Annotated in this window: 9 protein-coding genes; 8 read left to right on the forward strand and 1 reads right to left on the reverse strand. The window is 60.6% G+C overall.

Annotation, left to right across the window (positions count from 1 at the left end; translation table 11 throughout):
* Window positions 1–35: 35 nt before the first annotated feature.
* On the reverse strand, window positions 36–1160 hold the full coding sequence (locus ACLH0H_RS04080) for a polysaccharide deacetylase family protein (protein ID WP_411381086.1): 1125 nt from the start codon (window positions 1158–1160) through the stop codon (window positions 36–38).
* A gap of 132 nt (window positions 1161–1292) precedes the next feature.
* On the opposite strand from ACLH0H_RS04080, the gene yaaA reads away from it, so the two are divergent.
* The 8 genes from yaaA to ACLH0H_RS04120 all read left to right on the forward strand — a co-directional run bounded on the left by yaaA (window position 1293) and on the right by ACLH0H_RS04120 (window position 13052).
* A complete protein-coding gene (yaaA, locus tag ACLH0H_RS04085; RefSeq protein ID WP_411381087.1) occupies window positions 1293–2072 on the forward strand; it encodes a peroxide stress protein YaaA in 780 nt (259 codons plus the stop codon).
* Window positions 2073–2897: 825 nt separating this feature from the next.
* Window positions 2898–4214 (forward strand): nucleotide sugar dehydrogenase, encoded by a 1317-nt coding sequence (locus ACLH0H_RS04090; protein ID WP_076951464.1) that lies wholly within the window; start codon window positions 2898–2900, stop codon window positions 4212–4214.
* Between the two features lie 83 nt (window positions 4215–4297).
* Entirely contained in the window at window positions 4298–5779 is a 1482-nt protein-coding gene (gene alg8 / locus ACLH0H_RS04095) for a mannuronan synthase (RefSeq protein WP_411381088.1), read from the forward strand.
* A 38-nt stretch (window positions 5780–5817) separates the two neighbouring features.
* Window positions 5818–6984 carry an alginate biosynthesis protein Alg44 gene (locus tag ACLH0H_RS04100; RefSeq protein ID WP_076951267.1) on the forward strand — a complete coding sequence of 389 codons (1167 nt, stop codon included), beginning with the start codon at window positions 5818–5820 and terminating at the stop codon, window positions 6982–6984.
* 83 nt (window positions 6985–7067) lie between these two features.
* Window positions 7068–8519 (forward strand): alginate biosynthesis TPR repeat lipoprotein AlgK, encoded by a 1452-nt coding sequence (gene algK, locus ACLH0H_RS04105; RefSeq protein ID WP_411381089.1) that lies wholly within the window; start codon window positions 7068–7070, stop codon window positions 8517–8519.
* On the forward strand, window positions 8516–10003 hold the full coding sequence (locus ACLH0H_RS04110; protein WP_411381090.1) for an alginate export family protein: 1488 nt from the start codon (window positions 8516–8518) through the stop codon (window positions 10001–10003). Before algK ends, ACLH0H_RS04110 begins: the two co-directional genes overlap by 4 nt.
* Complete coding sequence (algG, locus tag ACLH0H_RS04115) at window positions 10003–11592, forward strand: mannuronan 5-epimerase AlgG (RefSeq protein WP_411381091.1); 1590 nt, start codon at window positions 10003–10005, stop codon at window positions 11590–11592. The genes ACLH0H_RS04110 and algG overlap by 1 nt, the downstream gene beginning before the upstream one ends.
* 11 nt (window positions 11593–11603) lie before the next feature.
* Complete coding sequence (locus tag ACLH0H_RS04120) at window positions 11604–13052, forward strand: alginate O-acetyltransferase (RefSeq protein ID WP_411381092.1); 1449 nt, start codon at window positions 11604–11606, stop codon at window positions 13050–13052.
* The last annotated feature ends 5 nt before the right edge of the window (window positions 13053–13057 follow it).

Raw genomic sequence — 13057 nt, forward strand, 5'->3', positions numbered from 1 at the left:
CCGAAATTCCCCCGCACCCAACAGGGCCGGGCACTTCAGCGAAACGCCTCCCGGCAGTCCTGCCAACCCAGCCCACTCTGCGCCGTCGCCTGCAGCAACATCGGCAACGCCACCCGTGCCTTGTCCTGGGTGTCGTGAAACACAATCACGCCCTTGCGCCACAGCAGCATCAGCGTGAGCACCCGTTGCGCTGACTCTTGGGCCTTGAGCTTGCCCGGCTCGTCCTGGGAATCGATGTCCCACAGCGCCACCTGCAAGCCTTGGGCCTGGAAAAAACCCTGGCTGTCGGCGCGGCGCTGGCCGTAGGGCGGACGGAACAGCGGCACATAATTCTCCGGCATCAGGTTTTGCACCAGCGCGGCGCTGCGGGTGACGGAGCCCTGCCAGTCCACCCAGTGGCTGTGGGAGCGATATTGCCAGCCCTGGGTGCCCACGCACTGGCCCTGGTACAACGCCTGCACCTGCGCAACCGAGCTACGTTCCACGCGGGTTTGCAGGCTGCTGCCGAGGGCAAAGAACGTGGCGTTCATCTTTTGCTTGCGCAGGTAATCGGTGAGCCAGTCGGTGTTGCCGCTGACCGGCGCGGGACCGCCGTCAAACGTCAGGAGGAACAGGCGGTCGTTGAATTCGTCGCCATTGCGCTCATGCTCGCCGAAACGCGCGACTTCGCTGCTGATCTGCGGGAACAGCGCGGCCTTGCGCAGCAAATCGTCCAGATAGCGCTCATGAAACGTGTGGCTCGGGGCAGCCCAGCCTATATAGAAAGAATCATCGCCCACTTCGAACTTGCCGGCCTGTTCTCGCAGGTCGTCCATGCTTTCGACCAGATAGCAGAACGAAGCGTCGACCTCGCAGCTTTCCTGGGCAAAGCTGTAGTTTTCCAGCAAGCGCTGCCAGAGCTGGCGGCGCAGGTCGTCAATGGCGGCCCGGTTAATGATCTTCAAGCCCAGGCGCTGTTTGAGCGCCGCGTCGTCCAAGGCCTCGCTCGCAAGCAGGCTGTGGGCGAACATCAGGATTTCCGCGCGCGAAGCCACATCGAACAGCGCTGGCGTGCTGAACTGCTCAGGCCAGGTGCCACGGTCGAGGCTGGCTACATCGACTGGCGCCGCCTGGGCACTCAGGCACAGCAGGCAGGCCGATAATGAAAGTGCGATTCGCACACAGGGTCTCCTTCTCCAGAGTCGTTGGCCACTATAGCGGATCATGCCTATCGCCATCATAGGTGGAGTCAAAACGCCCCAGCCCCTAGAATCGCGCTCACGTTACACGCCACGATTTAAGGAAACGACTTCATGTTGATGGTGATTTCCCCCGCCAAGACCCTCGATTTCGAGACTGCGCCCACGACCCAGCGCTTCACCCAGCCGCAGTACCTGGACCACTCCCAGCAACTGATCGAACAACTGCGCGAACTCAGCCCGGCGCAGATCAGCGAATTGATGCACGTCTCCGACAAGATCGGCGGCCTCAACGCCGCGCGCTTCGGCAGCTGGACCCCGGCGTTCACGCCGGCCAATGCCAAGCAGGCGCTGTTGGCGTTCAAAGGTGATGTGTACACCGGCCTGAATGCCGAGACCTTCAGCGATGCCGACTTCACCTACGCCCAGGACCACCTGCGCATGCTCTCCGGCCTTTACGGCCTGCTGCGCCCCCTGGACCTGATGATGCCGTACCGCCTGGAGATGGGCACCAAGCTCGCCAATCCGCGCGGCAAGGATTTGTACACGTTCTGGGGCACGCGCATCAGCGAATGGCTGAACGAAGCGCTGGCTGAGCAGGGTGACGACGTGCTGCTGAACCTGGCGTCCAACGAATATTTCTCGGCGGTCAAGCGCACGGCGCTTAACGCACGGATCATCAACACCGAATTCAAGGACCTCAAGAACGGCCAATACAAGATCATCAGCTTCTACGCCAAAAAGGCGCGGGGCATGATGAGCCGGTTTGTGATCCAGGAACGCATCAACGACCCGGCCAAGCTCAAGGCCTTTGATGCGCAGGGCTATCGCTTCGATGCGCAGCAGTCCAAGCCGGACAACCTGGTATTCCTGCGCGATCACGCACCGGAATAAGGCGCGCTCGCACAGATTTCAAATGTGGGAGCTGGCTTGCCAGCTCCCACATTTTTTAGCGCATTCCCGCCTTAAAACGTCATACTTTTGGCGTCAAAAAACATCATGAAGCACATCTAACAATTCTTTCACTCGACATCCGTCGGTTTTTTTCGTAGTGGCACCACTTTTTTAAAACACTAGTGGCACAAAACTATCCCTTCGCGCCAACTACCTGTAACTACTGGCCCAAATTGCAAGTGCTATCAATATAGTATTAGTGCCATCTCAGCCAATATTTCAAAAAATTTCGGGAAACAGGATGAGCGGCCCGGAACTTCGTCTGAACGCACGGCTCATACCACCGGTAACGAAATTCTCTGTTTCTGTAAGAGATGACTTACATAGCGACCCAAGGAAGCAGCCAAGTTGCCCCATCAACTTTGACTCACGGGTCACATCATCGACTGATATGAGTTGAGGGCGGCGATAAGGATGAATTGCTATCCCCGAAAGGCCAAGGTAGCGCTTACCCAAATGTGTCAGTGATGACACCCAAGGTGTTGATATTTAAAGGCTCACAGCCTCTATCTGCACCTTGTGGCACTGGCGTCGGCACCTTCCCCCAAGAAGGCCGGCTGCATTTAGGAGCAAGCCCCAATAACAAGGCCAAGTTGCGCACAACTTGAGTGCAATAGTTAGTCACTCACTACTTAACATGCCTGTACGCGGTAAGTCGGCGTCTATTCGCTCAACTTCCGTGGCATTCAGTGACGCTTGCAAAAATGAACTCGCCATCTATTTGGCATGATTAACACCGTCTTCAATGACAATGAGGTAAATGCGATGCGCATCAGCATATTTGGTTTGGGTTACGTTGGCGCGGTATGTGCCGGTTGCCTGTCTGCCCGCGGCCACGAAGTGGTTGGCGTAGACATCTCCAAGGACAAGATTGACCTTATCAATGCAGGCAAATCGCCAATCGTTGAACCCGGTCTGGGCGAGCTGTTGAGCCAGGGTATTGAAACCGGCCGGCTGCGCGGCACCACCAACTTCGCCGAAGCCATTCGCGATACTGACCTGTCGATGATTTGCGTCGGTACGCCGAGCAAGAAAAACGGCGACCTGGAACTCGACTACATCGAAGCGGTATGCCGCGAGATCGGCCTGGTCCTGCGTGACAAAGCCACCCGCCACACCGTGGTCGTGCGCAGCACCGTCCTGCCAGGCACCGTGGCCAACGTGGTGATCCCGATCCTTGAAGACTGCTCCGGCAAAAAAGCCGGCGTCGACTTCGGTGTTGCGGTCAACCCGGAGTTCCTGCGTGAATCCACCGCCATCGCTGACTACGACCTGCCACCGATGACCGTCATCGGCGAATTCGACAAAGCCTCCGGCGATGTCCTGCAGTCGCTGTACGAAGAACTCGACGCACCGATCATCCGCAAGGACATCGCCGTTGCCGAGATGATCAAGTACACCTGCAACGTGTGGCACGCCACCAAGGTGACCTTCGCCAACGAGATCGGCAACATCGCCAAGGCTGTCGGCGTCGACGGTCGTGAAGTGATGGAAGTGGTCTGCCAGGACAAGACCCTCAACCTGTCCCAGTACTACATGCGCCCAGGCTTCGCCTTCGGTGGTTCGTGCCTGCCAAAAGACGTGCGCGCCCTCACCTACCGCGCCAGCTCCCTGGACGTGGAAGCGCCATTGCTCAACTCGCTGATGCGCAGCAACGAGTCCCAGGTACAGAACGCCTTCGACATCGTGTCCAGCCACGACAAACGCAAAGTCGCGCTGCTGGGCCTGAGCTTCAAGGCCGGTACCGATGACCTGCGCGAAAGCCCGCTGGTCGAGCTGGCCGAAATGCTGATCGGCAAGGGCTACGACCTGAGCATCTACGACAGCAACGTCGAGTACGCCCGTGTGCACGGCGCGAACAAAGACTACATCGAAGGCAAGATCCCGCACGTGTCGTCCCTGCTCAACTCGGACTTCGACGACGTGATCAACAACTCCGACGTGATCATCCTGGGCAACCGTGATGAGAAGTTCCGTGCCCTGGCGCAGAACGCACCGCACGGCAAGCAAGTGATCGACCTGGTGGGCTTCATGTCCAAGGCCACCAGTGCGGGCGGTCGCACCGAAGGCATTTGCTGGTAACAGCAACGGCAAGTTCCGGGCTGCAAGCGTACCAATCCCCAGCGCTTGCAGCCTGGAGCCTTCTTCACCTTCGGATGACGCTTATGTCCAAGTTAAAACACGTACTCCTTCAATCCGCCGGCTGGTTGTTCTTCCTGAGCCTGCTGATGGGACTCGCCCTGCTGCTGCCGGCGAGTACGTTCGACTCCGAGTCGAAGAATTTTATTTTCCTGATTGGTGCCGTCGGTATCTGGCGCTACTCGATGGGTGCTACGCATTTCTTTCGCGGCATGCTGTTCCTGTATGTGGTGTACCCACACCTGCGCCGCAAAGTGCGCAAACTGGGCAAGACCGCCGACCCGTCCCATGTGTTCCTGATGGTCACCAGTTTCCGTATCGATGCGTTGACCACCGCCCAGGTCTACAGCTCGGTGATCCGCGAAGCCATCGAGTGCGGTTTCCCCACCACCGTCGTGTGCTCGCTGGTGGAAATGTCCGATGAGCTGCTGGTGAAAAGCCTGTGGGAACGCATGAACCCGCCGGAGCATGTGAAGCTCGACTTCGTGCGTATCGCCGGTACCGGCAAGCGCGACGGCCTGGCCTTCGGTTTCCGCGCCATCTCGCGCCACCTGCCGGATGACCGCGCAGTGGTTGCCGTGATCGATGGCGACACCGTGCTCGCCGAAGGCGTGGTGTGCAAGACCGTGCCGTGGTTCCAACTGTTCGGCAATGTCGGCGGCCTGACCACCAACGAGTTCTGCGAAGTGCGCGGCGGCTACATCATGAGCGAGTGGCACAAACTGCGCTTCGCCCAGCGCCACATCAACATGTGCTCCATGGCGCTATCCAAGCGCGTACTGACCATGACCGGTCGCATGTCGGTGTTCCGTGCCAGCGTCGTCACCGACCCGGGCTTTATCGCCGACGTGGAAAGCGACTCGCTGCAACACTGGCGCCTGGGCCGCTTCAAGTTCCTCACCGGGGATGACAAGTCCAGCTGGTTCAGCCTGATGCGCCTGGGCTACGACACCTTCTACGTACCGGACGCAGCGATCCACACCGTGGAACACCCGCCGGAAAAGAGCTTTATCAAGGCCAGCCGCAAGCTGATGTTCCGCTGGTACGGCAACAACCTGCGCCAGAACTCCCGTGCCTTGGGCCTGGGTGTACGCCGCCTGGGTCTGTTCACCAGCGTGGTGCTGTTCGACCAGCGCGTGTCGATGTGGACCTCCCTGCTCGGCCTGACCGTGGCGATGATCGCCACCTTCAAGTACGGCGGCGCGTTCATCCTCGTCTACCTGCTGTGGATCGGCATCACCCGCCTGATCCTGACCCTGCTGCTGTCGTGCTCCGGCCACAAGATCGGCCCGGCGTACCCGGCGATTCTCTATTACAACCAGATCATGGGCGCGCTGGTGAAGATCTACGTGTTCTTCCGCCTTGATCAACAGTCCTGGACCCGCCAGGACACCAAACTGACCCGCGATTTGGCCAGCTTTCAACGTTGGTTCAACACCTGGTCGTCTCGGACCATGACCTTCTCCGCCGGCAGCATCTTCGTTGCCGTGTTGCTGATGATGGTCTGACCCTGCCAAGCCTGAATTAACTAGGAACTACACACATCATGAATAGCCAAGTAAACGCCAACGTTGTCCACGAATCCGAAGCCCAGCGCCAGCACGCCCGGGTCAAAATCCCGGCCAAGCTGCGCTTCTTCAACACTGACCGCACGCCGACCGAAGCACGCGTGCTCGACCTGTCCGCCGGCGGCCTGGCGTTCACCGCCACGCAGCCGCTGACCGTGGGTGAAGTGCACAAGGGCCGCCTGCAGTTCGTGATCGATAACCTCGGCCTGGCCATGGACGTGGAGCTGCAGATCCGCTCCTACGACCGCCAGACCGGCCGCACCGGTTGCCAGTTCCAGAACCTCGACGCCCAGGATATTTCCACCCTGCGCCACCTGATCACCTCGCACTTGTCCGGTGACATCGTGACCATGGGCGACGTGCTGGCCACCCTGCAACGCGACAACTTCACCAAGGCGCGCAAGAACAAGGACAGCGGCAGCAACATGAGCGCCTTTGGCCGTCTGCGCGCCGTGACGTTCAGCCTGGCGATCTTCCTGGTGGGCCTTGCCGCGTTCGGTTTTGTCTTCAAGTCCCTCTACGGCATGTATTTCGTCAGCCACGCCCAGGCCGGCCTGGTCAGCGTACCGGGCATGAACGTGACCATGCCGCGCGACGGCACCGTGCAAAGCCTGCTCAAAGGTGACGCCATCGCGGCCAAAGGCGCGCCACTGGCAACCTTCAGCACCAGCATGCTGGACGTGCTCAAGGGCCACCTGGACGAAGACCAACTGCAACCGGCCAAGGTTGAAGAGCTGTTCGGCAAGCAAATGACCGGCACCCTGACGTCGCCATGCGACTGCATCGTTGCCCAGCAAATGGTCGCCGACGGTCAGTACGCCAGCAAAGGCGATGTGATCTTCCAACTGGTTCCACGCGGTGCCCAGGCCAACGTTGAAGCACGCTTCTCCTATCGCCAGTTCGGCGACGTGCGCCCAGGCACGCCGGTGACCTTCCAGGTCGCCGACGAAGAACAGACCCGCACCGGCACCATCGTCAGCAGCACCAGCCTGAACAGCGCCGACCTGTCCTCCGATATCCGTGTGCAGATCAAGCCTGATGCACCGCTGGACAGCACCTACGCCGGCCGCCCGGTGGAAGTGACCAGCGACCGCGGCCCATCGCTGAACTGGCTGATCGATAAAGCCATGGCTCACGGTCTGTAAGCGAGGACATGCCTGTGAATCGTATTTCAATCACACCATCAGCTTCTGTGGGAGCCGGGCTTGCCCGCGATGCAGACGACTCGGTGCATCAGTTGCACCGCGGCGATGCTATCGCAGGCAAGCCAGCTCCCACACAGAGCAGAGCCCATTCGGCGGCTGTGTATTGCGCGCTGGCGCTGGCCGTCAGCCTTGCCGGTTGCGCCGGCCTGCCCGACCAACGCCTGGCCAATGAAGCACTCAAGCGCGGCGACACCGTCACCGCCCAGCAGAATTACCAGCAACTGGCAGACCTGGGCTACAGCGAGGCCCAGGTGGGCCTGGCCGATATCCAGGTGAGCACCCGCGATCCGGCGCAAATCAAGCAGGCCGAGGCCACCTACCGTGCGGCGGCGGACACCTCGCCACGCGCCCAGGCCCGTCTGGGCCGCCTGCTGGTGGCCAAGCCAGGCAGCACCGAAGCCGAACACCATGAAGCCGAAGGCCTGCTGAAAAAAGCTTTTGCCAATGGCGAAGGCAACACCTTGATCCCGCTGGCGATGCTGTACCTGCAATACCCGCACAGTTTCCCCAACGTCAACGCCCAGCAGCAGATCAGCCAGTGGCAAGCCGCCGGCTACCCGGAAGCCGGCCTGGCCCAGGTGCTGCTGTATCGCACCCAAGACACCTACGACCAGCATCTGGATGACGTAGAGCGCATCTGCAAAGCGGCGCTGAACACCACCGATATCTGCTACGTCGAGCTGGCCACGGTCTACCAGAAAAAAGCCGAGCCGGAAAAACAGGCCGAGCTGCTCAAGCAGATGGAAGCCGGCTACAGCCGTGGCACCGTCACCGCACAACGTGTCGACAGCGTCGCCCGTGTGTTGGGCGATTCGACCCTGGGCAAGACCGACGAAAAAACCGCCCAGGCCCTGCTGGAAAAAATCGCCCCTGGCTACCCGGCATCGTGGGTCAGCCTGGCGCAACTGCTCTACGACTTCCCGGAACTGGGCGACGTCGACCAGATGATGAAATACCTGGACAACGGCCGCGCCGCCGACCAGCCGCGCGCCGAGCTGTTGCTGGGCAAGCTCTACTACGAAGGCAAGTGGGTACCGGCTGACGCCAAGGCCGCCGAAGCCCATTTCGAAAAAGCCGTCGGCAAGGAAGTGGCCGCCGATTACTACCTCGGCCAGATCTACCGTCGTGGCTACCTGGGCAAGGTCTATCCGCAAAAAGCCCTGGACCACTTGCTGACCGCTGCGCGCAACGGCCAGAACAGTGCCGATTTCGCCATCGCCCAATTGTTTTCCCAAGGCAAGGGCACCAAGCCCGACCCATTGAACGCCTATGTCTTCAGCCAATTGGCTAAAGCCCAGGACACGCCAGAGGCCAACGACTTGGCCACGCAGCTCGAAGCCCCGCTCACGCCGGAACAACGCGCGCAAGGCCAACGCCTGGTGCAGCAGGAACTGGCCGCCCGCGGCACCCTGGCCCAGAGCACGCTGCAACTGCACGCCCTGGATGAAGAAGAAGAAGGCGAGGAATCCCTATGAAGCTCAACCCATTCGTCAAGGCCGGCATCGGCCTGACTTTTGCCCTGCTGTGGTCGTGCCCGACCCTGGCCGCCCTGACCGAAGCCAAGAACTTCGGCCTGGAAGTGAAGGCCACCGCCCAGTCCGAAGATGACCGCGACCTGGGCACGCAGAAAGGCGGCGACGTCAACGGCATCGGCCTCGACCTGCGCCCCTGGGTCTACGGCGAAAGTGGCGCCTGGAGCGCCTACGCCATGGGTCAGGCGGTGGTGTCGAGCGACATCATCGAGACCGACACCCTGCAACAGTCGGCGAATGACGAAAACCAGCAGACCACCAACAATGATCGCAAGGCCAAGAAGAACTACTTGGCCATGCGCGAATTCTGGGTCGGCTACAGCGGCTTCACGCCGTACCCCGGCGAGATCCTCAAGCTGGGTCGCCAACGCCTGCGCAATGACGACGGCCAGTGGCGCGACACCAATATCGAAGCGCTGAACTGGACCTTCGACACCACCCTGCTCAAGGCCAATGTCGGCGTCGCCGAGCGTTTCAGCGAATACCGCACCGACCTCAAGGAACTGTCGCCGGTGGACAAGGACCGTCAGCACCTCTACGCCGACGCGTCCTACCAGTGGATGCCCGGCCAGTGGATCGGCCTGCGCGGTCATCACACCCACGACAACGGCAAGCTCGATTATCCGCAACCGGGCCAGCCCACCGACTCGTTGGACAAGCGCTCGAACGGCGACCTGACCTGGCTCGGCATCGAAGCCAACAGCGACGCCTACAACTGGCGCAACACCAACACCGTGAACTACTGGGCCAGCATCACCGGCATGCGCGGCGACCGTGACAGCGTCAACGCGTTGAAGTCCGACGGCTCACGCCCGGACCAGGCCAAGCGCAGTCAGGACGTGAATGGCTGGGCGACCGACATCGGTGTTCGCCTGCGTCTGGACCCGCAGTGGCAAGTGGGTGCGGCCTATGCCCGCGCCAGCGAGAACTACGAGCAGAACGGCCTGCAAAGCAACCGTTCGAACTGGACCGGCACCCAGTCGCGCGTGCACCGTTTCGGCGAAGCGTTCCGTGGCGAGATGAACAACATGCAGTCCATGAGCCTGTTCGGTTCCTGGCAGCTGCGTGAGGACTATGACGCCAGCCTGGTGTACCACAAGTTCTGGCGCGTGGACGGTAACAAGCCGGTGGGCAGCAACGGCATCGATGCCGTGCAAAACAACACCGACGACGTGACCGGCGCGATCCTGTCCAGCACTTCCCTGCCGCTTGAAGACGGCAAGAAAGACCTGGGCCAGGAAATGGACCTGGTGGTCACCAAGTACTTCAAGTCCGGCCTGTTGCCGGCCGCAATCAGCCAGTCGTTTGACGAGCCTTCGGCCCTGGTGCGTTTTCGTGCCGGTGTGTTCAAGCCGGGTGATGCCTACGGCAGCAATGTCGACTCCTACATGCATCGCGCGTTCGTCGACGTGATCTGGAAATTCTGATGGGAGCCTGCGCAATGAACCCTCAAGCCCTCAAAGGCTCGGCCCTGCTGGCGGCAGCGATGCTGCTGGCAAGCGGCGCCGCCATGGCCGATGTCGCGCCGCAGGCTAAAGCGCCGACCATCGCCAAAGAGCTGCAGCAGGCCAAGACCTACACCATTTCCAGCCCGCCGACCGCGCCGCTGGAAATGGCCAAGCCGGCCCTGCCGGACCTGTCGGGCTACACCGCGGCGGCGATCGAGAAGAAGATCGTGCGCACCAAACCAGGCAAAATCAGCATCCGCCGCATGATGCAGGAAGACGCGCTCAAGGACTTCATTGGCGGTGACAACAAGATGGCCGAATGGGTGGTGCGCCAGCACGGCATCCCCCAGGCGATCTTCATCGACGATGGCTACATGAACCTCAAGGACCTGCTGGGCAAAGTACCCAAGCAGTACCTGAGCGAAACTTCGCCGGGTGTGTTCCTGGCCAAGCTGCCGATCGTGGTCGGGCGCAAGGGCATCCTGGACATCGACAAGAACACTCAGGAGCTGCGCCTGTCCCAGGAAGCCGGTTCGTTCCTGATCAACGACGGCCAGCTGTTTGTGCGTGACACCAAAGTCACCGGCTGGAGCGAAAAGGCCAATGGCCCGGCGCTGTTCAAGTCGCCCAAGGAATTCCGCCCGTTCCTGCTGGCATGGGGCGGCACCGAGACATACATCTCCAACACCAAGATGGCCAGTTTCGGCTACGCCAACAGTAAGTCGTACGGGGTGAGTATCTCCCAGTACACGCCAAACATGGCCAAGGTGCTCAAGCGTCCGGAGCCGACCGGCTGGATCATCGATTCCGAGTTCTCGGACATGTGGTACGGCTTCTACTGCTACGAAACCACGGGCTTTGTGATCAAGAGCAACACCTACAAAGACAACATCGTCTACGGCATTGACCCGCATGACCGTTCCCACGGCTTGATCATTGCGGACAACACCGTCTACGGCACGAAGAAGAAGCACGGCATCATCATTTCCCGGGAAGTGAACGACAGCTTCATCTTCAACAACCGCAGCTACGACAACAAGCTCTCGGGCCTGGTGCTCGACCGTAACAGCGTCAACAACCTGGTAGCCGACAACGAGTTCTACCGCAACCACACCGACGGCATCACACTCTATGAGAGCGGTGACAACCTGCTGTGGGGCAACAAGGTGATCGCCAACCGTCGTCACGGCATCCGCGTGCGTAACAGCGTGAACATCAAGCTCTACGAAAACACCTCGATGGCCAACGGCCTGACCGGGCTCTACGGCCACATCAAGGACCTGACCGACACTGACCGCGACATCGCGCTCGACCCGTTCGACGCCAAGGTGTCGCTGATCGTGGTCGGCGGTGAACTGGCGGGTAACGGCAGCGGGCCGCTGTCCATCGACTCGCCGTTGAGCGTGGAACTGTATCGCGTGTCGATGCTGGCGCCGACCAAAACCAGCGGTATCAGCTTCAACGGCGTGCTGGGCGATCGCCAGGAAGAGATTCTCGACCTGCTGGTGCGCCAGCAGAAAGCCGTGCTGATCGACCCTGTCGAACGCCAGACCGAATTGCAGGACTGAGGATGACCCTTATGCACCCACACATGATCAAACTGCTGAGCCTCTCGGGTCTGACCCTCGGCCTGCTCGCGGCCAGCCAGGGCGTGCGCGCCGACGAAATCAAGGCGCCGACCTTCACCGCCGAACCTTGCTGCAGCCTGTGCCCGGCCGCCCATGACGCGAAGAACTACACCACGCGGTATCAGCAGAACTTCACCACCCTGGTGCAAGCCCAGGGCGATTGGCTGTTCCGTACCCAGGAAGACCTGCGGACCGAATTCGACACCACCCCGTCCGGCTACAAGCGCATGCAGCAGTTGCACGATGCGTTCAAGAGCAAGGGCGTGGAACTGGTGGTGGTCTACCAGCCGACCCGTGGCCTGGTGAACCGCAACAAGCTCAACCCCGAAGAGAAAGCCAAGTTCGACTTCGACAAGGCGCTGGGCAACTACAAGACCATGCTCGGCCGTTTCGCCAAGATGGGCTACGTGGTACCGGACCTGTCGCCGTTGACCAACGAGCAACTGCCGGATGAATTGCCGGCCCACGACTTCTACTTCCGTGGCGACCAGCACTGGACCCCTTACGGTGCCCAGCGCACGGCGAAAATCGTCGCCGCCAAGATCAAGCAGATGCCTGAGTACGCCGGGATTCCCAAGCGCGAATTCGAAACCAAGCGCTCCGGGCGCATGGGCAAGACCGGCACCCTGCACAACATGGCCGGGCAACTGTGCGGCACCAGCTACGCGATCCAGTACATGGACCAGTTCACCACCGAGCCCAAGGGCGAAGCGGGCGACGGGGACCTGTTCGGCGATTCGGGCGACCCGCAGATCACACTGGTGGGCACCAGCCACAGCGGCAAGAACTACAACTTCGCCGGTTTCCTGCAGGAGGAGATCGGTGCCGACATCCTCAACGTCGCCTTCCCCGGCGGTGGCCTGGAAGGCTCGATGATCCAGTACCTGGGCAGCGAAGAATTCCAGAAAAACCCGCCGAAGATCCTGATCTGGGAATTCTCGCCGCTGTACCGCCTTGACCAGGAAACCATCTACCGCCAGATGATGGCGCTGCTGGACAACGGTTGCGAGGGCAAGACCGCGCAGATGACCGCGAGCACGACCTTGAAACCCGGCAAGAACGAATTGATGGTTAACAGTTCGAACAAAGACCTGCGCAACGCCAACCATCAGGTTGATATCCGCTTCGCCGACCCGTCGGTGAAAACCCTGCAAGCCACCCTCTGGTACATGAACGGGCGCCACGAGGACATCAAGATCGAGAAACCCGAAACATCCGATACAGACGGGCGTTTCGCCTTTGAACTGCGCACCGATGAAGACTGGGCCTCGCAGAACTTGCTGGCCGTGGAAGTGCAGGGCCCTGAAGCGGGCGCTGCGGCGCAGAAAGTCGAAGCGAAAATTTGCACACGCAACGTATTCCCCGCCGGTGGTCAACAGACCGCTTCAACGGGGCAATGAGGTTA

This window comes from Pseudomonas sp. MPB26 (assembly GCF_046605355.1).
GTDB classification, from domain to species: Bacteria; Pseudomonadota; Gammaproteobacteria; order Pseudomonadales; family Pseudomonadaceae; genus Aquipseudomonas; species Aquipseudomonas cedrina.